The sequence below is a fragment of the Bacillus coahuilensis m4-4 genome (assembly GCF_000171615.1).
GTDB classification, from domain to species: Bacteria; Bacillota; Bacilli; order Bacillales; family Bacillaceae_K; genus Bacillus_T; species Bacillus_T coahuilensis.
In genome coordinates this window covers 14,546-39,415 of record NZ_ABFU01000006.3, presented here as the reverse complement: position 1 = coordinate 39,415, position 24,870 = coordinate 14,546, and the positions used below count along the sequence as shown (strand labels likewise).

Here is a 24,870-nt window from a genome sequence, read left to right as displayed (position 1 = left end):
TTTTTTTTTTTGTATTAAAAAAAGAAAAGAAAAAAAAAAAAAAAAAAAAAAAAAAAAAAAAACCAAAACCCCCTCCCCCCCCCCCCCTCCCCCCCCACAAAAATTTTTTTTTTTTTTTTTTTTTTGTTCGGCCCCCGGGGGAAAACGGCCCTGCTTTTCCCCGTTCACAGGGGGGGTTTGGAGAAAAAAGGGAAATCTTTTTTTTTTTGGGAAAAGGGGGGCCCGGAAAATTCCCTTCCCGCAAGGGAAAAGGGTTTGGGTTAAAAAAAAGAGCTATAAAGTAAAATTTTTTCCGGGCGGGGGAGCTAGGAGAAGACTTTTTTTCACCAAAGGAGAACCCCAGGTTGGAGCGGGGAAGAAAGGGGGGCTCAAAATTGATTTATCTTTGTAAGATGACTTGGATTATGTCCCATTCCCAAGATAGGAGCTGAGTTACTGTTCCAATTTTTTGCCGGACGATATGAAAGGGCGAGCGTAATGATCACTTCTAATCTAGAATTCACAGAATGGGCTTCCATCTTCGGAGACGAAAAGATGACAGCAGCTCTGCTTGATCGACTTACCCATAAGGCCCATATTCTCCTACTCAACGGAGAATCGTACCGGTTTAGACAATCTATGAAACAAAAAGATGAAAGTAATAAGTAAGAGTGCGGTGCGAGGGATTTAGGGGGGGGTTGCCCCTTGGGGCCCCCCCTAAATCCCCATGCATCCCTCATATATGGTAATAACTCAGGAAGAAGTGGCTCACTTTTGAAGTGATCGCTCTGGCTCAAATCAAAGTTGACAAATACAGAAAGTTCAAAACAATTAACATCAAACTGCTTTCATCCGATATCATCCCTGTCATTATTCAGATAGTTTCCCTAAAAGACTGGTACGTTTATCAAGAGGTTCATTTAGATTTATCCTTAATTGTTTGCTAGCTAATAAGTGTTTGAACAAGTATAGAAAAACGCCAGAATCAACCCCAAACTCATTACCTAATCTTATGCATATATCGAGCGGAGATTTGTCTTCCTTTAATAATCTGCTTTTCAACCATTGGGACATTTTTACTAAGTTTTTCTTTCTTTAAGTCAAATTCATGTAAATCCTCTAAAATTTTATATGTGTACAATTCTTGAAGATTATCTACTAATTGATTTGAGTTATTCTCTTCCGTTAAAATCGCCCAATCAATTCCAAGCCTCTTATAGTAAATACGTTCGATTTCTAGATGAATAAGTTTCCATCTAATTTTTAATGCATTAGAATGCCTTACTGTTCGAATGATAGTTTTCTGTTTCCCTTCAACCATCTTTGTTATACAAAAACTACTAGTTAGTATCTTTGGAACCTGAGTATGTTTATCTTTTGGATACTTAACATTTAATCTTTCAGCTATAGCCATTACTTCGATTAGGTCTAAGATAGGGAAATGCTCTCGAATATCAATAATCGAGTCATCCCAATCTAGCATTAAAAAATGTTGGTACTCAAGTGTTGAAAGTAAATGTATCCTGTTCGTTTTAATACCAGGTACTCTTTTGATTGTTTGTTTTGATGAAAAATCAGAAACCTTCTTCCAAGGTTTATAATTCTCAGCCTCGCCCTGTCCACGTCCTTCTTTTACATATCTATAATATTTATTTAGAGTCCAAGGCGTTTTCCTGCCCAAATTTAAACACCTCCATTTTTTTGTATATACACGGTATATACAAATGCCCATAAAAACAGGAAAAGAATCCACCTATCAAAGTCAAAAAAACTTTGGATAGGGGATTCCTTTTTATCGTCTAGACAAAAATATATTAAWTAAAGCTTATTTTWRTAAWATARTTTAATAAGAAGYMAAAATGAATTCAATCSTCTTTTTTCCAACAATAATCATTCAAATTTTTTCTCCAWTTTCCCTAAAAGCAGCAGAAACAATCTTATTAAATATGATGTTGATTACTCGATATGATAATGTGCATATTTCAAGGAAAGGATGATTCAGTTTGAAAAGAAAAGATTTCATAATTTATCCTAAAACGAAAATTGATATCAAAGATGATATGTTCAAAGTAGTTGATGCACCAATTAAAGTCCAATTACAAGCTTTTATCACTGGATATATTGAGGACTATGGAGAATCTCCTTCCATTAAATATCTTCAATCCGTATTTCGTATAACAGAGCAAGATGCCGAAATAGCTTTATATTTGTATGGTAAAAAGTGACTTATAAAGTCCCTCTTTCCGGGGATTCCTAGATATGCAGTTTAGGTTATAAGTAGCCCAAAATAAGACCTAATATAATTCTTCGAACTTTAAATATTACTTGAATCATACTTTAGATAGGGATTCCTTAATTGCATTGTCCATTCTTCATTATTACTCGTAAAACAGACCCCAAAATTATTTGTAAACTTATCAAACGGGAAATCCTTATTAACTTCAACCTTATCTATAAAAGAATAATCCGGACTACAGAGAAAAGTATTCCCATCATAGCCCTTAGCATTTAAAACTTTACTATCAATGGAGATACCTTCTTCAAGGGTAAAGTTTGGAATTCCCACCATTTTATTTGTAATATTGGTTTCATTGAATTTTAATAATGATACCCAATGGAGTGTATTCTCGGTAATTCCAGGAATCTTATCAACCGAATCAATAATATACTGCTTTAAGCGTCTAACACTTAGTTCCTCATACTCTGAGTCTAGGGTAGTTCCTAACTCAGTTGATGCAACTCTTGAATGAATACCTGCCAAGTATATTTTAGCAGCAAACAAGGTGGGTAATCCCATTTGAATCAATACAGCTAATGTTTCGTATTCTTTAGCTCCCTCATCATTGTTTAACTCAGACAACATCCTAGCTATTGCATGTATACCCCAAGGTAGTGTATAGCCAAAGTATTCGTTAATGATTTTGAGAGTTCTCTCATCAAGAGAAGAAATTGATTGCCCTGTTATCCATAATTCCCTTACAGAATCGTTTATTTCATTATTTTCAAATTGCTTTGACGGGAATCTTGATATAAATATTTCTGTATCCTTTAAAAAGGCTAATAAATCTTCATTAGCTTTATTTGATTTTTGATATTTTTCCAAAATTTCTAGTACAACTTGTAATTCATTTCTAATAAATAACCCTGAACGAATTGGTATACTGGATGATACTAATCCCTTCCAAAATTGAGGTTCGCCTGCCAATTTTAATACCCCTTTATTTCTTGCCTTCAAAAAGGAAATAATGTCTTCCTTATCTAAATCTTCAAAATAGTCGGCTTGAATATAAGCTAATGAATGTCTAAAATAATCATCTATCCATTCGGAAGAATTTTCACATCTATAGCTTTCAAATTCTAAATTCAACGCCAACATTGTATCGTCTAACCAATCAAATAGGGTTAGCAAGTCATCTGTATACCTTTCTTCTAAAGGGGAATAGTCATTTTCCGCAATCATTTGGAGCAGTACCTCAAAACTTATATCTGTTTCTTTTGCAACATGATAAACATAATCAATAATATGTAGTAATCCACTAATAGCTTTATCTTGATTTCCACTTTCGAAATATTCAAGTGCCAATCTTCTATCCCTTCTTGCACTCCATGAACCGGAACCTCTACTAGCGTCAACTACAAAGAGGATTTTGCCTTCTCTATCTACAAAACTTCTTCCAGCTCGTCCAGCAATATTCCAAAAGTCATTACTACTAATTTTATTTTCACCGTCATACCAGACATTAGAAAAAATAACAGTTGATACTCCTATGTTAACACCTTGCCCTAAAGTAGACGTAGCAACGATTATCTTGGGATTACCCTTTCTTATTAATCTTTCCATAGCTAATCTTACCTCAGTAGGCAAACCAGAATGGTGGCATAATACTCCAAACTTTGCACATTGGTAAACCTTCGATTCTTCACCGTATGCTTCATCACAAGCTAATTTAAAACCATTCCAATCATTTATACTGGTCCATATATGTTCTGCTTTATCTTCCCCCATTGCAAGTATTACTTCCTCAGCTTGAGACAAGACCATATTCTTTCTACATACAAAAACTAATACTGAGCCAGAGTTCCCTAACTTTAATGCAGCGGCTGCAACTGCTTGCTTTTTGTCCCTAGGAAATCTATACTCAGACCTAGCTCTCTTAACAATAAACGGATTAATGAAGTTTCGATTAAATGACTCAAGTTCACCATTCCAAGTAATATTAACATTCCTACCATTGTATTCAAGTAGACCAAATCTTTGAGAGGATGGTCGCCAATTTGAATTAACCTCCAATGTTTCATTCCCGGAAATCCAACTTGCAATTTCCGATGAATTCGGCAACACCGCAGAAAGTAGAATCATTTTACCCTGGTTTCTATTTATATGAGTTCTTAACTCTTCTATGAAGACTTCACTTAAAACCTGTCTCTCTTCCGGTCCAATTAAATGTCCTTCATCAATAATTACTAGTTTTATTTTCGATTTAACTTCTGAGTTGCTTCTTAAAATTGCTTTTGCCTTCTCAGGAGTTGCTATAATAATATTTGATTCATTTATTACCGTCTCATCAAGCTTACTAAACTGTGAACCACCATAAAGATGAGATACTTCAAATCCTAATGGTCCAAATATTTTTGAGATTGAATCCTCTACCTCATACGCTAATGACCTAAATGGAGCCAAGTAAAGTATTTTATTTTCAGACCCTTTAACTAAACAATCTAATATTGCAAACTCCGCAATTCTTGTTTTTCCGGCACTTGTAGGTAGACTTATAACTGCGCCTTTATCTTCTAATACCACAGGTAAAGCAATTTTCTGGGAATGAAAAATCTCTACCACTGGACTCTTTTGGAAAGCCATTAATTCTATATAATTTCTTACTGTATTGTCTTCCCCGTTTATATGAGGCGGTATTGCCTTCCACAAAGAATTCTCCTGGAACCCATCTACAATTAACATAAATAGCCTTATAACCCACCACATAGATGGTTCTGCATCAATTTCCAATAGTTCTAATAAGTCTTTTAGATATTCCTTTGCCTTACTTAACCATAACTCATCTCCAGAAAAGATAAATTCTAGCAAACTTGATAACGATTTTGAAAGGATTAGAACGTAGACCTTATTGTTTGCTAATTTTTCATCATCTAATTCTGAAATGGTTTTATCACTATATTCACCGCTCAAAAATATTTCAGAAAGGGATTTATCCAATTCAAAATACTGTCTTCTTAAGAATTGTGATATTAATGTTGCAATTATTGTATCAACGCTAATATTTTTCAATATAATAAACGACTTAGAGTATTGGTTAGCAGCATAAAATGCAAGAGAGCTTGTTAAAATGAAATATGTACTAAACTCATTTCTATTGGCAATTGGACTATATATGTTTTCCAAGATAGCGGCACCCTTTTCTAAGGGAAAAATTGATTGACTAATACTTTTATTTTCAGCAAATGAACATCCAATTGACAAGTAGGACATAGCTATACCAGTTAATTTTTCATCTAAATCAGGTGAGTAGTTCGGAAAATTGGCGACCGGTTCCTGAACATTAAAAAGGATGTAGCGTGAATCACTTTGGGCAAAATAGTTTTGAATGAGTTTATCACTTTCTAGCCGCTCCAATACAGCCTCTGCTTTTTCAATCTTCATTCTCAATACCCCTTTTCAATTTCTCATTTGCTAAGGCAAAGCTTTGGGATAATAATTCTTCTGGCTTTTCTAAACCTAAAGAAAGAAAAATAAAACTAGGGTTTTCAGAATGCAAATGGTTTTCAACGTTTGTAGCTGTATTATGATTACTTAGAAGAAACCCAACATTAACCACCGGAACTTTCCCCTGTTTAACATCAATATTTAGTTCTTCTAATTTGTCTGCGAGCTCTTCTTCACCCAATTCACTAAGTCTATTTGCAACAAAGAGTATTGATAATGGTAGTTTTAGATTTTTTCCAAATTCCTCTGTTATCTCCTCAACAGCAGCTTTATTTGGTGTTTTTCTGAACTTCGATTCACCTAGAATAACCTTATCGATGAGATTTTCCTTATTGAAAAGGAGAACGTCATCCCCCTTGATGGATTGACTCACATTTGGGTTATACCGTAATTTATATAATAATAATTGAAGTTGGGTTGATGCCTGGAGATATTCAGCAAGAACTATTTCCGCACCATTTCCCCTCATTGTTTTTTCAGCCACGGGTAGCATTTGCTGCTGGTTTAAATACTCATTAAGTCCATATTTTCTTACTATCATATCTCTTTTTCGTTTTAATCTAGCAATTGTTGAATCAGCAATATGATGGGTAATTATCCAATCAGAAATTTGTTCAACTGCATACTCACGCATTCCCTCAGTTTCAATTAATTTCCTATGTATTTTATTATTTGAGACAGGTAAGTCTTCGTGAGACAACCATTCCGCAAAAGGGATTTATTAGGGTGTTCTCCTATAAGTACACATTGACCTGAAATTGATTCATTCAAACCGTTTTCCCCCAGTTATCCAGCAATTTTTTCTATATCAAATAAGTGTTAATCCGCTAAATTTCTATTAAATAATTACATTATCAATAAACTAATCAGAGCAGAAGCTAACTTACTTCTGCTCTGATTAATTAGTTATATTACAAATACGGTTCATGCTCATACGATAGTGTAAAATTCATTTCTAAACCACACCGTTTATAACCTTCGGTCGATACCAATGATAGTGTTCAAGTTCTTAATTTGGATAAACTCAGATATTTAATTCAAACTCCATCTGTGCCATTAACTCAGCCTGTTTAACTACCGTCTCTACTGCTTCCTTCTGTAAATCTGGTGGATAACCGTATTTCTTTAAAAGTCGCTTCACTGTTACTCGCATTTTAGCTCTTGCGGATTCACGAAGGTTCCAGTCAATGCTCATATTCACTTTAATCGACTTTGTGAGCTCGTGTGCGATGAGTTTAAGTGTATCATCACCTAATACTTGCTCTGCTGTTTCATGAGAAGCTAGGGCATCATAAAAGGCAATTTCCTCTTTAATAAGACCTGCTTGCTCTCCTCGTTTATATGCCCCATCCACTTCCTTAGCCAACGCAATCAATTCTTCAATAACCTTCGATGTTTCTATTGCTCGCTTATTGTATTTGTTGAGTGCTCCTTCAAGCATTTCGGAGAATTTACGTGCTTGGATTAAGTTCGTTCGCTGCACACTTTTCACTTTGCCATTTAATAAACGGTTCAGTAACTCGACCGCTAAGTTCTTATGTGGCATTGCCTTCACATCTTCTAAGAACCTATCCGATAAAATCGAAATATCTGGGTTCTCTAAGCCAAGTGACTCATAAATATCTACTACTTCTTCTGAAATGACCGACTTCGAAATCAACTGATTGATTCTTGCTTCCATTTGAGCGTTCGTTTTCTTCTTGCTACCGTCACCAATGCTCTTTACAAGACTTGCTTTTACAGCTTTAAAAAATCCAATTTCTGCATTCAGCTCTTGTGCTTCCGGTGTAGTGGCACATAAAGCAAACGCTTTCGAAAGTTCTGTTACAGTCGTTAAAAAACGTTTCTTTTCTTCTTCACCCATACCGAGAACAAAGTCCATTGTTGAAATAATAGCATTCATTCGTTCCGTTGCCTTATCAGATAGATAACCACTATAATCATGCCCATACAACATTTCAACGAGCACTTCATACTTTTCTAGCAAGATATCCACCGCAACAGATGTATCCACACCAGCAGTATTTTTGTCACTTTCTGTGTATTGATGCAACGCTTCTTTTAAGCTTTCTGCAATACCAATATAATCAACAATCAATCCACCCGGCTTGTCTTTAAACACGCGATTCACACGAGCAATTGCTTGCATCAAATTATGTCCCTTCATCGGCTTGTCGATATACATTGTGTTCATTGCTGGAACATCAAATCCTGTTAACCACATATCCCGCACAATGACAATTTGTAACGGGTCATCATTATCTTTCATACGTCTTGCTAAATACTCACGTCTCTTTTTATTCCCAATGAATGGTTGCCATTCTACAGGGTCACTCGAAGCTCCTGTCATTACAATTTTTATTGCGCCTTTATCATCGACATCGGAATGCCACTCTGGACGCAATGCCACAATTTCTTTATACAAATCAATCGCAATTCGACGAGACATCACGACCACCATCGACTTCCCGAACATCGCCTGTTGCCGTTCTTCATAATGTTTCACGACATCCTCAGCTAAACGTTTCACTCGTGATTCAGCTCCGGCTAATGCTTCAAGTCTTGACCATTTAGATTTCAAACGCTCTTTCACGGATTGTTCTTGGTCTTCTGTAATTTCTTCATACTCATCATCTAGTCGGAGGTCATTCGGTAAATCTAGTGGGATAATACGACTCTCATAAAATATTTTCACAGTTGAACCATCTTCTACAGCTTGCGTCATATCATAAATATCAATATATTCACCAAAAACAGCAGGTGTATTTTTATCTGTTGCTTCCACAGGTGTTCCAGTAAAACCAATAAACGAAGCATTCGGAAGAGCATCACGAACATATTTTGCAAATCCATACTTTGTTTCTGCTTCGTTTCCACGAACGGTTGCCCCAAATCCATATTGGGACCGGTGGGCTTCATCCGCCATTACAATTACGTTCGAGCGGTCGGTTAAACACGGCATGATGCCTGTATCTTCATCAGGGGAGAACTTTTGTAGCGTAGTAAAAATAATACCTCCAGATTCAACCGAAAGTAATTGTCGAAGTTCATCACGACTATTTGCTTGGCTCGGTGTTTGACGTAAAATATCATTCGAAATCGAGAACGTATTAAACAGTTGGTCATCTAAATCATTGCGGTCAGTCAATACCACAATCGTTGGATTGTTCATAGATTGAATGAGTTTGCCTGCATAGAATACCATAGATAAACTCTTTCCAGAGCCTTGTGTATGCCATATAACCCCTATTTTACGGTCTCCTTGCACTGCTACTTTCGCTTTCTCTACCGCTTTATTCACAGCATGGAATTGATGATATGCAGCTAAAATTTTGTATGTATTCTCTCCATCTGTTTGGAACAAAATGAAGTTACGTAAGATATCCATAAATCGACTTGGTTCGAGTATTCCTTTTAACAAAACTTCTAATTGTGATAGAGAAGTAGGGGCTAGTTCAAGCCCATTAATTGTCCGCCATTTCATAAACCGTTCTTCATTTGCCGTTAATGAACCGACACGAGCGTTTACCCCGTCACTCGTCACTAAAAAAGCATTGTAACGGAATAATGAAGGAATGGTTTGCTTGTACGTTTGAAGCTGATTATAGCCTTCTGATATGCCCGTAGCTTCATTTGTTGCATTCTTTAACTCAATCACCACTAAAGGTAAGCCATTCACGAAAACAAGTACATCAGGACGTTTATTTTGATTTCCTTCAATAATTGTGAACTGATTAACTGCCACAAAATCATTATTTTCTGGATGTTCAAAATCAAACACCCATACTTTTTCTGTTGGATTATAACCATCTGTGCCTTGTAATTCAATATCTAATCCGTCTGTCACCATACGATGAAACTTTTCATTATTTACAACCATACTTGGTGATTCATTTGCTTCAATCTTCTGAACTGCTAACTCAATCGCATTCATTGGTACATTCGGATTAATCCGACGTAGTGCATCCTTCAAGCGTTCATTTAACACTACATCTTGATAGCTATCACGTTCAGGATACCTTCCTTCATGAGCTATATCAGGACCAGCCAAGATGGTAAAATCCATCTCAGCCAGCCATTCCAACGTAGCTTCTTCTAAATCCGACTCTAAATACTTGAACATCTAAACCACCACACTTTCGTCGGGGATTTCTATTTCTCCTGAGAGAAGTTTTGGGAGTAGAGTATCTCTTAAGATTTGTAAGTTAATGTTTTCAAATTCTAATGCACTCATTTGGTCAAAAAAGGTAATAGCGATTGCTTCATATTTATCTATTAGTCCTTGCTGAGGCATTGCTAATCTTAGACGATTCAAATCACTTAAATTTATTGCGTTAAAAACGGCTCCGTTTGCCCCCTGAATAATCTCTCTTAATAATGTTTTAATTGCACCGTACAAATAAAACTGACATTCATTTCTACTTTTTAATGCGAAACAAGATTGATTCATTGCCATATCTCTGTTTGCTAAAGCTACCTTCCCTACAGTACCTCTAGCTGTAATAAATACCGTATTCTTCGGATAAAGTCTGCTGTTACATTTACTTAATCCTAGCTCGGTAATTGTTTTCTCTGTATTTGTCGTATAGACACTTGAACCTACATCTTTCGGAGTAAAGAATGGAATATCTCCGTTCCAATATGTTGATTCTTTTGTTTTAGGGGTACCACCACTTAAAAATTCAGTTGATGAAGATAAATATTCAATATTCCATCCTTCAGGTATCTCTCCGAACTCACTATCCACCATCTTTCCACCACTTGATTTATACGGCATCCCATCCTCATTAGGAAATTCAAAATCAATGAACCATTGTTTAAACAAGATTTGGGATAGTTCCTCTAAACCCTTTATCATTGAATTATTATTGTTATATTTAGAATCAATAGATTCTAATAATAATGTTATTTTCTTTTGAAGCTTAATTGAAGGTACACTAATTTGCATCTTTTTTAACAAGGGTATTCTAATATTACTGACAACCGAACCAGTTCCTTCATTCATCATGATTTGATGTCGCATACTTGATGTTTGTAAACTGTAGTATAAAAATTCCGGTGTAATAATTTCCTTTTTCACTTTCAGTTGAAGCATTCTTTGACCTAAGAAAAATTTATATTCCTCGTCTTTTAGTATAGCTACTTCCCCCATAGGTGCTTCCCTTGTTAATATCACGTCACCATCTTCTAAATAACCTCTAACACTCCATTTTTTATAAGTTTCTTCAGTGACTGATTTCGTAGTTTCTATATCTCGTAATCTCCCATCACGGATATTTACAGTCCTCAACATCCTATATTCTGTTTCATAATCAACTGCTGGTGCAGTGCTATGCTGACAATCTGTAACTGTACATACATCATCAATCGCGAGCACTTCCCAACCATTAGATTTCATAACCAATTCCCCCTAATGCTCGGCGAATCTGGTCTTCTAGCTCTTTTGATTTCTCGAATTGCTCTGATAGCTCAGTTGTTAATCGAACTATTTTCGCTTCAAATGGTTCAGTGTCATCCTCTACTTCTTCTAAACCTACATAGCGACCCGGAGTTAATATATAATCATTGTTTCGTACTTCTTCAAGCATTGCTGCTTTACAGAAGCCTTGCACATCTTCATATGCTTCACCTAATGTCCCACGCCACGTATGGAATGCTTTTGTAATCTTTTCAATATCAACATCCGTAAATTCTTTATGTGTTCGGTCTACCATGAAACCAAGTTTACGTGCATCAATAAATAGAATCTCACCGTTCCGAGTGCGTTTCCCTGTTTTTGATTTGTTTTTCGATACAAACCAAATACAAACAGGAATTTGCGTTGAATAGAACAATTGCCCTGGCAAAGTAACAATACACTCCACTAAGTCAGCTTCAATTAGGTTTTTACGAATTTCCCCCTCACCAGAAGTATTTGAAGACATTGAGCCATTCGCTAAAACAAAACCTGCTGTTCCTGCTGGTGCTAACTTTGAAATCATATGCTGAATCCATGCATAGTTGGCATTTCCAGTGGGTGGTGTACCATACTGCCAACGAACATCTTCACGTAATTTATCCCCACCCCAATCTTTAATGTTGAATGGTGGGTTGGCTAAAATATAATCTGCTTTTAAGCCCTTATGTAAATCATTATGGAAAGTATCAGCATTGTGTGTACCAATGTTGCCATCTATACCACGAATAGCTAGGTTCATTTTGCAAAGCTTCCATGTTGTAGGGTTTGATTCTTGACCATAAACTGCAATATCCCCTAGTTTACCTTGGTGTTCTTCAACGAACTTTTCACTTTGCACGAACATTCCGCCTGAGCCACAGCAAGGGTCATAAATGCGTCCTTTATATGGCTCTAACATTTCAACAAGCAAACGAACAACTGATGATGGTGTATAGAATTCTCCGCCGTTCTTGCCTTCTGCACTAGCGAACTTACTTAAGAAATATTCATACACTCGTCCTAATACATCTTTTGAACGACTTTCTTCATCACCGACTTTAAAAGAAAATAAGTCAATCGTTTCCCCAAGGCGAACTTTATCAAGAGCCGGACGTGCATAGTCCTTCGGTAGAACCCCTTGCAAAGAAGCATTCTCTTTTTCAATCGCAATCATCGCTTTATCGATAATCTGACCAATCTCAGGCTTCTTCGCATTATCTTTTATGTATGACCAACGAGCTTCCTTCGGTACCCAGAAGATATTGTCCATCACATATTCATCACGGTCTTCCGAATCTGCATACTCGTCAGCCTCTAATTCCGCATGTCGTTCTTCAAATGCATCTGACACATACTTCAAAAATAATAATCCTAATACAACATTTTTATATTCACCAGAATCCATTGAACCACGTAATTTATCTGCCATACTCCATAATTGCTCTTCAAAACCTATGTTAGCTGTTGCCATATGTATTTCCTCCTAGTCAATCCTACCTTTATAGTGTCAAATATGATTATAATTGTAAAGTAAAATACATCTTTTGGTAATTAAAAAACAGTAGCTCAAAATTGCTACTGTTTTGATTATTTACAACGCCTATATAGATATTTAAATATTCAAAGGTGGAAGGTAAAAACAGATTTAGAAAATAAATTCTGAATTGAAAATCAAAGAAAAAAACCCCTATCCAAATGGATAGGGATTTGAACAAATTTGGTCCGATTTACTATAAACCTTTAATGTTCACTATACAACTTTAATGTCTACTATACATCTATAATGTTCACTATACATCTTTAATGTACTTGAACAATTAGATGTTGCTTTGAAATAAAGTTTGATCAAAAACACCTCACAAACCTGTATTTTATGATAAATAAGAAGAATCCATTTTAAAAAAAAGATTGATCAAAATGGATTCTTCTCTACAAGATTTAAGTTTCGGTTTTATAAAAAAGTTTAATCATTATTAAAAGCCTTAATCTAAGCCTATCATTTTAATGAACCTGGATGGATTTTGGTATTTCATATCTCCCCAAGGCATAAGTTTATATTGAGGATATGAGAGATAACATATTCTTTTCGCTCTAGTTAAAGCAACGAACATATTATTGAGTTCTTCATTGTATTCTTTGGTACTTCTAGCTCTATAGTCAGGAAAGGTACCTTCATTTAGACCTATTAAAAAAACTACTTCGTATTCTAAACCCTTTGACATATGGACTGTCAATAGTGAAATGCCCGAATTATTATGTGTCTGAGTCCTTCCAAGAGATACTTGATTTCTAAAATGAGATAAAGATCTCTGCCCTGCCACAGATTGACTACAATATTTTTTCCATTGTTCTTTCCACATATCAATATCCTTCTGAATTAAATATTGTTCATTTTCAACATTATCATCTAGGTTATACATTTCGGCTGAAACAAGGCTTTCACTTAATATTTTTAAAGCCTTTGAAAAATTTTCTTCGTCTTCAATTAACACTTTCCATGCTTGTTGGATAGGTTTAAAATATTTTACATACTCTTCATCTATTGTGCTGTCACTTATGCTAGACAACATCTCTAAATAATTCTTTTGTTCTGACCTATTACCAGATTTATCTTTATAATTTAACAGACTCAGAATTTGATTAAAATGGACATTATCAAATGGATTAATAATGACTCTTATCCCTGCTTCAAATATTTTAATTGCTATAGATTCACTTTCTACACTTCTTGACGACGGACCATAATTGTAAGGTATTTTTTCGTTTTCTAACTTCTCATGAACTTTTGACAAAACATATCGGTTCCTTGCAATAATAGCGATCTTTTCATAGCTTACATCTTCGATCCATTGGCTTCCATTTCTTATTTAAGTTTTTTATTTTTTTAACTATCCAATCTGCTTCTTGATTCTCGTTTTCGAAACATTGGGCCAATAATTCTCCTTCTAGTGGATAAACTGCACTACTATCTGTATCTTTTTGTAATTTTTTTTGGCTGCTTCAATAATTTTTTTTGTAGAACGGAAATTCTCTATTAATTTATGTTCAATAGGATTAAAATCCTCCTTAAAAATTGTGGTCATATACTCACTTTCAGAGCCATTAAATCCATATATTGACTGCGCGGGATCCCCTACCATCATAATGTTGGAAAACCATTACACAGAGCCCTTATTACTTTATATTGTGCAGCATTTAAATCTTGAGCTTCATCAACAAATATATATTTATACAGTCTTGTATAAGAACTCGCTATTTGTGGCCTCTCAGAAAAAATCCTATATGCATAAAAAAGGATATCGTCAAAATCAAGTACCCTTTGAGATAACATCATATTATTATATGCTTCAAATACTCTTGCAAACTTTATCTCATTTTCATTATTAGAATCCATTAATACTTCCGGTGAGATAAATTTTTGTTTATAATGACTAATCTGTGATAAACAATTTTTTAATATCTTACCTTTGTCGCTTGTACCTAAAAATTGATTTTTCACCTCTGGTATTTCAGAGAAAACTCTCTTTAGAATTGCCATTTTGTCTGCTTCAGATTCAAAAAGTACCATCCCAGAAGGTAATCCTATTAAATTGCCTCTATTCATTACTACATCAAGACAAAAACTATGTATAGTTCCAACAAATACATCTTCAAAAACATCTTCTGTTAAATTTTGCTCAATTCTTTCTGAAATTTCTTCAGCTGCTTTATTACTAAAAGTTAATGCAAGTATTCTTTTTTTATTCAAGTGCAGCAGATTTATTATTCTTTCTGTAAGCACCCTTGTTTTTCCACTACCTGGACCTGCTATGACTAAAAGCGCTCCATCAACGTGATTAACTATTTTTAATTGACTTTCCGTAAGTGGAAATGCCATTATACAGTCACCCCCTCTGTATCTTTTACTTCATCATTAATTTTTAAATCTTTATTAATTTCTTTAAATAAAGTACTAATTATTTTTGGTATTTTATCATCGGTTCTTTGATTAATGATGATGTCGGCAATAACCGATGAGTAAGCAGTCTTATTATTATGTATACAATCAAGTAGTGCTTCCTTTTCACCCTCATCACCACTATAATCTCTATAAATATCTAAATATATATTTTGGTTACAAGAATCACAAATGTCGGGAGTTCGTTCCCTTCCTTTACTTGTATGGTCTTTCTTTTTTATATACGTATCTAAATAATCTTCCCCAAGAACATTCTGCATAGCAATATTAAGTTCTCTATCGAATCCTTCATTAAGCAAATACATTTCAAAATCACACTCATTTGGTAAAAACTTAATATTGTTATATTCTTCCACTTGCTTTTCTTCACCAAATATCTTTTTTATATCCTTTTTGTACCTTTTTTATTGTCTCTTTCTCACCATCACTCAAAAGATAAAAATTGATATTAAAATCTTTTGCAATTCTCAAAAAAGGTTTATATTTCCCTTTTCCTCCTACACTGATAACATTTATTCCTGCCTCAAAAGTTTCACATTCAAAATATTCTTTAAAGAATACAGGCAACGCTTGCTCTTCTGTTTCCCCTTCGCATAATATTATTGCGTTGGCAAACAATAAGTCTCCTCTTGTTTTAAATATTTCTTGACGAATTTTTCTTATTTCTTCGTAATCCAATTCTGTAGTGTCTACATAATTAATTTTAGACATCCCCTCTTCCTTGGATATATGTCTTATATCATCGATATCTACTTGTCCAACAATCATAGGGGAGTGTGTACTTACAATTTTCTGCCCTGCAATCCCATTTATTTGATTAAATATTTTTCTCTGTGCCTGCGGGTGTAAGTGAGCTTCCGGTTCTTCAAGTAAAATTAATGGATGATAAGGAATTTCTTCATCTTTCATTTGTTTATTTTTCCATGCTATATATGCCACTAATGTCAAAAAAGTGATCCAACTTCTAGTTCCCATACCATGATTAGAAATTGGGAAGCTTTCAGAATCTTGATCTTTAAAGGTAATATCAATACCTCTATTTAAATCCCTAATCTTTCTTGATACAGGATTTATCTTGATACTCTCCTCTTTTGTATTGACGGTTTTGGAAATCTTACTGAGATATTTTGTCAAATGGTTTAATACAGAGCTACGTTCTATAATTGTGTCGTTTATTTCATCAAGAACGCCCTCAATTTTTTCAATTTCTCCTTCATCTAAACCTACATCTTTAACTAGTTTACCCCAATATGAATATCTATCTTTCATTTCACTCGCTATATCTCTTTTTGCATCCATGTAAAAAATGGGGATAGACTGTAAAACGCGATCCGTTATTCGATTCCTATTATACTTTGAATAAGACTCAACCTCTTCTGTTTTAGGCCATTCGATTAATGCCTTTTTTTCTACCTGATATTCTCCTTTAACAATATCGAATGCTATAACAGTCCTCATTGCAAAAAATTGGCCTAAATCAGTTGGATTTTCACTTCTTAAATCACCGAAGTGCTCAAACCATTTATCTTCAAACTCCATTACCTCATTATTTTGTTCATCTGTTGGAACTATAAGTAAATCGATAATCGCTTTTCTATCTTTAGGTAAGGATTCACCATTATTAATATAAATATCATCACTACCTACCCTTGTACCCCTTACAAAAGCTACTTGAATCGCCTGTAACAAAGTAGTCTTTCCAACATTATTTGCACCGATTAAAACACAATTGTCTGAGAGATCAATATCTGCAGATTTATAAGATCTGAAATTTCTTATCCTTAGTTCTTTTATTCTTATCCCCAAAATGTATTTCCCCTTTTTTAATCGATCCATTTAAATGAATATTTACAATGATCATTGAATAGTTTTACTTTAATTCACTTTCTATACAAACCGAAACAGCACTTTCCACATCTTTGCACCACATAGGCTTTACCTTGCCATTATTCAAAAACCAAACAGTATAGCCTTGCTTACCACGTTTGGTTCTTTCATCATCCCATTTACCTTCAGTTACAAGGCGAATCTTGACTGGTTTTCCAGGTCCAATTGAGTCAAGATGAAAAAGTTTGGTAGCTGAATCTTGAGAAATCAAATGATCTCCTTTTGTATCTATAGCAATAATTGAATTTTCACTCCACACAATAAAATCAGGATTAAAATTATTATTTCTTGCTAAATCAAGCAATGGTATTTCAAAATAACCCCTGGATGGGTTTCTAAGCCACTTTAACCCACAGTTATCTATAGCTTTAGCGAATGTTTTTTCTAAATTATTTAGACCACTATATCCTTCATGTACTGAGTTTCTATATCTAATCATTTCCCCTTGGTTTATTGGAATAGAAGATACTTCTAGTAAATTATAGTTATTTTGCATCACACTAGAATAATCAATATATGTTTCAACAACCTTATTTGCTGATTCTCTTAGATGCTCTGCTGCATTACTGCTATACTCTACTAAGGCATCTAATTTCGGATCTTCAATATCACATAGATTTACAGCTTTTCCATACGTTTTTTGGGCTTCTCTTATGAATACCCATCTTGCGGATACACGGTTACTGTGGTCCACTTCAATCCATTCCTCTTGGGTATCACTATCAATACCTATTGATTGTAAAACCTGAATTCGGCCACCTTTTCCAACTGTATTAACAGCATCATATCTGAAATCTTGTATTCTATCAGTTATTTCTTTTTATTGGTTTTTGAGCACTTTGTGAGTTAATTGATATTTCAGGAACCTGCAATTTCCATTTAGGCTTAAGAATCGGATTATCTTGACTAGTACCTTTTTTATAATAAGTAAGATTGATTTCAGGAGAATCTGCGGTTATCTTCTCTTTAACTTCTCGTAATACTTCTTCAAAAGTATTTTTTTCATCAGTCCTTATAAAAAAATGCGCAGTATTTAACTCTTCAGATGCGTAATGAGTAGCACCAGGTTGTCTTAGTACTCGTCCAATAATCTGAGTAACTTGTATTTGCGACCCCATGTCTTTATCAATATATGCAAAATAAACTGAAGGATCGTCCCATCCTTCCTGTAAGGTTTGATTAAATATGATATGAGTAAAATTTCCAGATATAAAGTCATCATAGTCCGAATCACCACCTGAAAAAAGATGGAAATTTTCTGGAGAAGGGAATTTTTTATCGAACTTCAAATTACAATACACGGCTATATCAGAAGGATTAACTCCTTTGTGCTCAACAAGATATTTCCATATTACAATCGGCCTAGCTTTCCTATCATCAAAAGGTTTTTTAATATCATCTTTTTCTACACCAGATATAACATTGGTATTAGTAACATAAATCGCTTTTGGTCTAAAACTCAAATTAAGCTTTTGACACTGTTGCTCAACTTTTTCAATATTTGACACCATGTCATCTATAGCAATTTCCATTGGGGTTAAATATCCTCCCAATAACAAGTTTTGTTTTATCAAACCTGATTCAACAACACTTGAACTTTTTACACTTGTAATAAAGTCTTCGTCTTTCCAACCTTTATCTGCCTTAAGTCTATCAATAGTATTTGATAAAGACTGTGGCACTTTCATTGTTGCACTCGCTGCAATTAAAGCATCAGGATTCAGTTCTAACAATAGATTAGTTTGCTGATCAGAAAGGTTATGCCCTTCATCGTATACTATTATTAACGGTCTTTTAATACCTTTCGTATTCTTTCGTTCTTTTAATGAATTCCATAAAGAATCATCAGCACTATCTAGCTGTACCCTGAAAATTTTTCTATCTCCTTGTTCTTTATCTTTTTGATTAAATTTACCTACAGTTGCTACTAAGAGTAATCCAGAATCTGGTGATTCTATATCTCTCTTATTGGCATCTAGAAGGGGTTTGACATTAAAACCTCCAAGTAAATTTGAATACTTACCTGATGATAAATTGGCATAGGTTTGCCAAACAACGACTTTTCCTTTCGAAAGCCAAAGTACTATGGGTTCCACAGGAAGTAGACATCTTATTTGCTCGATTGCATCTGCAAGAATTAACGTTTTTCCACTCCCCGTAATTGAAGACAGGTTCTGATAAAATGGTACTATTTTAGTTCTAGTAACTGTAAGTGGGTCCACCATATATTCAACAAATCGATTTGCAATTTTAGTTGATGCCTCTATCTGAAATGGTAAAAGGTTCAATTTTTACTCCTCGCCTTCTGCCTCATTATATGGATCACAATTTTCATTTAATCCTAAATGAGCTAGAATTTTATCTGGTATTTTGTAGAACTTAACACTATTTGATTGAAAAACTTCATACCTTGCATAAACATGGTATGGACCATTTAATTTTTCTCTCTTAGCTTCTTCAATAATTGTTCCATATGTTTCTAAATCTAATTGCCCTACCTGATCATCACCATTCCAAATAATAAAATAGCCTTCGTTGTCATCATTTTTCCCTACCAAATAGCGACATTTATTATTTTCTATTCTTATCAAATTAGAACTGGATCTTCTTTCATTTTCCCAATGGGATGTAATTACCAAATCTACTAATTCATCTTTTTTCATCGTAAGTACAGTGCTAGCATCAATCTGTTTTGTTAAGATTCTAAATTCAAAACCACTATTAATCGGTTTGCGTTTTTGAACAAGAACTCCATTCTGATTAGGACGTTCACCAGTTATTACTCTACGTATTCTCTCTTGAGTTAAACTTCTAGCATATTTGTCCCCTTTTTCAGAGTTACCTTGTTCAATTAAAATAAATTTCCTTTTTGCCTCAGTTTCTTGGTTTAATTCCAATACTGCATGTCCAGTTGTTCCTGAACCAGCATAAGGATCAAGTACCAACCCTTCAGAAGGACACCATAGTTGAATAATTTTTTTCATTAACTTTAAGGGTTTGACAGTTTGAAACTTATGCCCCTTTCCTATTACTTCATCGAGCTCATTTATACCAGTCTGACTATGACCAGATTCTTCATAATTCCAAGATTGAGTTCCTAGTTCGAAAGGCGTATCATAATTATCATCCCCCCAATATGTTAGAGGGACTTTTCCCTTTTTAACTATTTTTTAAGTATCTTTTGATTGCAGGCCTACCATTTCCATTTTTAGGGAAGTATAATATTGGCCAAACATTGTTTTGCATGATATTCATTGCTACTTCTCTTGATAATTGGATAACTGGTGAATGTAATACATCTTCACTTTCAACTACTGGATTATTCTCTAAATTTCTATCTTCAGGAACAGTTGGAATTGGGGCATCTTTTATTACTAATGCACTAACCCTACCATCTCCAATTGACTTCTCAATATACTTTGAGCCCCATTGTTCTAACCATCCTTTCATTGTTTTCTTTGGGAAGGACCAAGCTCTCGCTCCAGGATAATGTAAAGCTCCTGTAAAAGGTGATTGAATTGCATAAATATCTTTCTCAACCACTGTTGCTACAGTAGCATTATCATTTCTCCAAAGCCCTTCAGGATCTTTATCTGGATTCTTATACTTTGAATTAGTCATACTCTCCCTTGGTAGTAGTCCTGTCTTGGCTAATGATTTATCTTTTGCATATACTAGTACATATTCTGTACCGGTAGACATGTGTTTGCTATCACTTTTGGGAGCATAAGATTTTTGCCAGTTAATTATCCCTATTCTATTTTCCTCACCAAATACTTCATTCATCATCATTCCTAAGTGAAATAGTTCATTATCATCAATACATATGGCTAAAACTCCAGTTGGTTTAAGCATTTTCCACATCATATGAAGACGTGGCATCATTGCTTTCATCCACTTTGTATGTTTAGAACCATCTTCTTCAGAAACTAAAGTCCCTAAGTCTGGGTCATTTGGATCACTATCCCACTTATCATTATATCGGAAATAATGCCCAGTATTATACGGAGGATCTGTCAAAATTAAATCTACTTGTTCTCTATATTTATACAAGGTGACCATACCCTGAAGATTTTCGCCCTCAAGAATTATATTTCTAGACTGCTGTTCTTCAGTCCCTACACATAATTTTCTATTAACTCGAGTTACTCTTGGTCTTACCTTTTTATAAATTTCTTCTGCTGTTCGCTTTCCATAAAAGCTTAGGGATACCCCTCCATTCACCATGTTTTTTAGTATCTTCAATAAGTCTTCTTTATCTAAAAAATCTAAATTGCTATCATTCAAATCTATATTTGTATTCATTTATCTATTCCTCCTATAAGAGTATTTGTTAATTTCAATTATAGAACATACGTTCTTATTAGTCGATTGTTTTTCAAATACTCTTAAATCTATGTTGTTTTATCTCAGAAGTTTTTCAATTTTATTTTTTAAAATATTTCATCAAGCGGTAGTGTCTAGTAATCTAACTTGCTCAATATAACCTCTGCCCTATGCTGAACCCCTTTAGAAATGTGTTTAGCTTTCACTACTGTAATACCCTGATCTTCAATCTTTTTTAATGACTTACTTGTCCATGTTCCACTATCATTCACAAGATTTGTAAGCAGGGGATCATAAATAGTTTTCCAATCTCTTTTTACAAGCGATGATAAAATTAACATCGACAAAGAGCGGTTTTCCCGTTCAATTTCTATTATGTTAAATTGTTTTTCATTCCCCAAAAATATTTGAGCAATTACATAACGCCGCTTAGTCATATTATCACTCAATTTCGTAAATCTACGTTCACCGTGACCATCTGGCAACACATCCATAATTACTTGTATTGTTCCTATTATCGGATATTGCTCAAGTACTTTTAGTACATTAATAAAATCTTGAAGTTCACCTTGTGCTTGAATTTGATGTAGCATTTGATGCTCTAATCCTCTAACGATTTGTTGGCCACCACTATCTGCGGTTGATCGGATAGAATTCGTGTTAATATAGTATTTCTTTGTGTTTTCATCTTCCTTCGATCGTTGCTTGGAAATGCTACCTTTAATACGTTCAATTTTGGGAACTAATGTATATTCATGTTTTAACTGATTCATTTGTACGAGATCAAAGTCTTCAGTAGAACCATCTAATTGTTCATCTAATGTAAAGCCGTCTTCATCACCCTGTTTATTTAGAGAACGATAAGTGTACTTCTTCGCTTCATTGGATTTCTCTGGATCTTGTATTTCTGGATGTGAAATAGAAATATGCTTGTACGGAATATCTTTATTTTTCACATTAACAATTTGTAATATTGTATACGTATTAATCTTCTCCTTTACACGAGCTTTTATAGTTATCGGCTGTGTGAAGGTCCATTCGAATCTCAAAACCTTTTCCTGCAACCACCTAAATGCTATATTTTCATAAACTTGTCGTATATCACGGTTCGTCAGCAACCACACTAATTGATATATAAACGCTGTCTTTGTATATTTCAATTCATATTGCGATGAAAAACTAAGATGAATTTTATTTGGTTCGAATGTTTCTGTGAAAAACTGAGGAAATGAATTCGATTCAAACAGACGATATAAAAGAAAGCCATTTGGAGCTAATATGCTACGCAAAACTTCAATGACTGGTAAAAAAACATTCTTCCCATTGAAAGAGAACACGAAACTACGGGAAGTTGCAGGATCACTGCTTCCTTGAATAGACCAAGGTCGTTCATGATATTTAACTTTATTAGGATAAATAGTCATGTCTATCTCTTGTACACCCTCAGGGGCTTGACTTGCCGTTATGATGCCATCAGTATAAAAATGCTGGATTGCTAGGCTTGGTAATGTACCCCAATCCATTAATATACCTTCAGTACGGCCTTGTGAGCGAAAATAAGTTTTAATCATCATTTTATGATCAAATCGGAATGGTTCACCAATCCATAGCAGTTGTGCTTTTTGAACTTTTGCAAAAGGCCAAGCTATTTTAACCTGTTGTTTGCTCATAACTTTTCACTTCCTGTTTTGTTCGTAAATATTCTTCCAAATACGGTTTTATTTCATGAAAATGATGTGACTTTACAGCGCCGATACGCTGTACTTTCCATAATACAACTGGTTCTTGCCCCTGTAATATTCGATCAATAATCTGACAACAACGTCTGATTTGGAATTGCTGAGTAGATTCCGTAATTTCAGATAGGAGCCTTTTAGTCTGCGGGAGCTTATCAAGATGTTTCTCCAAGTTTGATAATATTCCAAGCCGTTTTCCAATAATCGATATTGTAATTCGAAGGGGTTTATCTAGTTCGATTAGCTCCTTGTAAAGCTTCTCCACTTTAGAGCAGTATTCTCGATCACGTGAGGCCCAATCGACATTTGATTGGTTATTCTTCTTCTCCTGAACTTTAGGCAACTGTTTAAACAGCCATTCTTTATCGTGACGATACAAGTACATATATTCTTTTGAGAAGCACTTACGAATTTGTGTTCTTAAATAAGTTGGGTATTGCCTCATTCCTTTTAATAATTGTTTTCGATAAATTAGCAGCATCGATGGAATATCGTTTTCTGATAATCCTTCCATTTTCATCTCTGAAGAAAGATATTTTTTAACCGTTTTCGAATCTACACCAAGCATTTTAGCTAATGTTCTTGTACTGTACGTCCCTTCGGCTACCAACTCACGTAATTTAGCCTTCCAGGTCTCCCCAAACGATTTTACACGTCCAATACAATATTTATCTTCAGATAATCTATCAGGTCCTTTTCTAGCGTACATAAAGCCACAAGAGCATTCAAACGTACCAATGGGTGCTTTTGATTTAAAATCTCTCGTAACATTTACTTCGGGAATCACATATTCCTTATAATGATTAGCTGCTTTATTTAAACAAGGCCATGGGCCACTACCGAAAGGACCTGTATCAGCTTCAACTTGTAAAAAGGAATCTACATCTTGTTCTAATAAATAAAGCATAAGCAAATGGCGGAAAGGATGTGCATGACGTTTTAGATTGCGTGTAAGGACCTTCAGCCAATTGTACTCATCATCAACATCGATCGCTGATTCATACTTAACTAAAAATCCTTTTGGGAACTTTGATTGGAATGCTTTGTATAGCTCATTTTGCCGAATTCGATTAGAAGTTGTTATTAATTTACGTTCTCGTAAAAGAGCGCGATATTTAAGGTTAATAGTTTCTCTTGAAAATTGATGTACTGGAACTTGCAACAATTGATAAGCCATCTTTGCTAAAGCGATTTGAATGGTTATAAACTCTTTAGGCTCTACTTCTTGTAGTATCGATAAATTCATCAGTTTTTTATCAAATCGAATAAACTCAATTCGACTTGACTTTGAAAAATCAATAGGATACTTCTTTAATATCAGTTCATGATGAGCACAGTAAACAATTCCTTGTAGCTGGTGTTCACGGTGTATATAAGGTTCACCGTATTGCTCAAAATCGTTAGTTGCACACTTTGGACAATAATATAGTCCATCCCTTTTACAAATCCCTCCTGCAACCATTCCAAGTCTTGTATAAAGCCCTTGTCCATCTCCTAGAACATCTTTTAAAATTTCTTTTTTACGATTCTTAGATAAAAACGGAGCATAGTAAGGATAAATTGTATATTTTGCTAATAAACCTTCAACAGTGTAATTGGGGGCTAGTTGGTCAGCTAATGTAGAAAAATGGCTACCAATCTCTACACTTGGGATTACAGAACGACTTTGAAAAACTTCTTCTAATGTGTCTTTATAATCAATATTTCCACTATAAAAGTGATAACGAGCTATCGCTGAATATATCAATTCATCTGGATATGGGTCCGTAAAGAAGGGTAGCATCCAAAATCCCCCTGGTTTATTCGACATACTTCTATCATGTCG

20 protein-coding genes and 1 pseudogene are annotated in these 24,870 nt (G+C 34.6%); 3 read left to right on the top strand and 18 right to left on the bottom strand.

Annotation, left to right across the window (positions count from 1 at the left end):
* Window positions 1–284: hypothetical protein (locus M44_RS27670; protein ID WP_237705173.1), on the top strand; the 284-nt coding region annotated here is incomplete at its 5' end.
* A 124-nt stretch (window positions 285–408) separates the two neighbouring features.
* Window positions 409–648 (top strand): annotated as a pseudogene (locus M44_RS27665) (ATP-binding protein); the annotation flags it as partial.
* Between the two features lie 201 nt (window positions 649–849).
* Here M44_RS27665 and M44_RS29710 read toward each other — a convergent pair.
* Window positions 850–1,053: a TnsA endonuclease C-terminal domain-containing protein gene (locus M44_RS29710; RefSeq protein ID WP_081447358.1), complete on the bottom strand. Its 204-nt coding sequence runs from the start codon at window positions 1,051–1,053 to the stop codon at window positions 850–852.
* Complete coding sequence (locus tag M44_RS19530; protein WP_010170137.1) at window positions 980–1,660, bottom strand: TnsA endonuclease N-terminal domain-containing protein; 681 nt, start codon at window positions 1,658–1,660, stop codon at window positions 980–982. Before M44_RS19530 ends, M44_RS29710 begins: the two co-directional genes overlap by 74 nt.
* Window positions 1,661–1,982: 322 nt before the next feature.
* On the opposite strand from M44_RS19530, the gene M44_RS01150 reads away from it, so the two are divergent.
* A complete protein-coding gene (locus M44_RS01150) occupies window positions 1,983–2,204 on the top strand; it encodes a hypothetical protein (protein WP_010170134.1) in 222 nt (73 codons plus the stop codon).
* An 89-nt stretch (window positions 2,205–2,293) separates the two neighbouring features.
* Here M44_RS01150 and M44_RS01145 read toward each other — a convergent pair whose 3' ends face one another.
* The 16 genes from M44_RS01145 to M44_RS01095 all read right to left on the bottom strand — a co-directional run bounded on the left by M44_RS01145 (window position 2,294) and on the right by M44_RS01095 (window position 24,828).
* On the bottom strand, window positions 2,294–5,638 hold the full coding sequence (locus M44_RS01145; RefSeq protein WP_010170133.1) for a DEAD/DEAH box helicase: 3,345 nt from the start codon (window positions 5,636–5,638) through the stop codon (window positions 2,294–2,296).
* On the bottom strand, window positions 5,628–6,401 hold the full coding sequence (locus M44_RS19520; RefSeq protein ID WP_237705171.1) for a Hachiman antiphage defense system protein HamA: 774 nt from the start codon (window positions 6,399–6,401) through the stop codon (window positions 5,628–5,630). The genes M44_RS01145 and M44_RS19520 overlap by 11 nt, the downstream gene beginning before the upstream one ends.
* Window positions 6,402–6,725: 324 nt before the next feature.
* Entirely contained in the window at window positions 6,726–9,824 is a 3,099-nt protein-coding gene (locus tag M44_RS01135; RefSeq protein WP_010170127.1) for a type I restriction endonuclease subunit R, read from the bottom strand.
* Entirely contained in the window at window positions 9,825–11,099 is a 1,275-nt protein-coding gene (locus tag M44_RS01130; RefSeq protein WP_010170125.1) for a restriction endonuclease subunit S, read from the bottom strand.
* Window positions 11,089–12,609 (bottom strand): class I SAM-dependent DNA methyltransferase, encoded by a 1,521-nt coding sequence (locus M44_RS01125; RefSeq protein ID WP_010170123.1) that lies wholly within the window; start codon window positions 12,607–12,609, stop codon window positions 11,089–11,091. The genes M44_RS01130 and M44_RS01125 overlap by 11 nt, the downstream gene beginning before the upstream one ends.
* Window positions 12,610–13,120: 511 nt before the next feature.
* The gene (locus tag M44_RS27585) at window positions 13,121–13,930 is read right to left on the bottom strand and encodes a 3'-5' exonuclease (protein ID WP_010170121.1); all 810 of its coding nucleotides are present in this window, start codon (window positions 13,928–13,930) and stop codon (window positions 13,121–13,123) included.
* 153 nt (window positions 13,931–14,083) lie between these two features.
* Entirely contained in the window at window positions 14,084–14,278 is a 195-nt protein-coding gene (locus M44_RS28650; RefSeq protein WP_272941162.1) for a hypothetical protein, read from the bottom strand.
* Window positions 14,278–15,015: a UvrD-helicase domain-containing protein gene (locus tag M44_RS27575; protein ID WP_010170116.1), complete on the bottom strand. Its 738-nt coding sequence runs from the start codon at window positions 15,013–15,015 to the stop codon at window positions 14,278–14,280. Before M44_RS27575 ends, M44_RS28650 begins: the two co-directional genes overlap by 1 nt.
* The gene (locus M44_RS27570) at window positions 15,015–15,452 is read right to left on the bottom strand and encodes a hypothetical protein (RefSeq protein WP_010170114.1); all 438 of its coding nucleotides are present in this window, start codon (window positions 15,450–15,452) and stop codon (window positions 15,015–15,017) included. The genes M44_RS27575 and M44_RS27570 overlap by 1 nt, the downstream gene beginning before the upstream one ends.
* 10 nt (window positions 15,453–15,462) lie before the next feature.
* Window positions 15,463–16,902, bottom strand: coding sequence for an ATP-dependent nuclease (locus M44_RS19510; RefSeq protein WP_010170112.1), 1,440 nt, complete (start codon window positions 16,900–16,902; stop codon window positions 15,463–15,465).
* Between the two features lie 64 nt (window positions 16,903–16,966).
* A complete protein-coding gene (locus M44_RS24515; RefSeq protein WP_010170110.1) occupies window positions 16,967–17,677 on the bottom strand; it encodes a hypothetical protein in 711 nt (236 codons plus the stop codon).
* Between the two features lie 112 nt (window positions 17,678–17,789).
* Complete coding sequence (locus tag M44_RS24510) at window positions 17,790–19,271, bottom strand: DEAD/DEAH box helicase family protein (protein ID WP_010170108.1); 1,482 nt, start codon at window positions 19,269–19,271, stop codon at window positions 17,790–17,792.
* A 3-nt stretch (window positions 19,272–19,274) separates the two neighbouring features.
* Window positions 19,275–20,012, bottom strand: a complete 738-nt coding sequence (locus tag M44_RS27565; protein WP_237705172.1) for a DNA methyltransferase — start codon at window positions 20,010–20,012, stop codon at window positions 19,275–19,277.
* 130 nt (window positions 20,013–20,142) lie between these two features.
* On the bottom strand, window positions 20,143–21,288 hold the full coding sequence (locus tag M44_RS27660; protein ID WP_010170104.1) for a site-specific DNA-methyltransferase: 1,146 nt from the start codon (window positions 21,286–21,288) through the stop codon (window positions 20,143–20,145).
* 155 nt (window positions 21,289–21,443) lie between these two features.
* Window positions 21,444–22,979, bottom strand: coding sequence for a Tn7-like element transposition protein TnsE (locus M44_RS01100; protein WP_010170102.1), 1,536 nt, complete (start codon window positions 22,977–22,979; stop codon window positions 21,444–21,446).
* The gene (locus M44_RS01095) at window positions 22,960–24,828 is read right to left on the bottom strand and encodes a TnsD family Tn7-like transposition protein (RefSeq protein ID WP_010170100.1); all 1,869 of its coding nucleotides are present in this window, start codon (window positions 24,826–24,828) and stop codon (window positions 22,960–22,962) included. The genes M44_RS01100 and M44_RS01095 overlap by 20 nt, the downstream gene beginning before the upstream one ends.
* Between the last annotated feature and the right edge of the window lie 42 nt (window positions 24,829–24,870).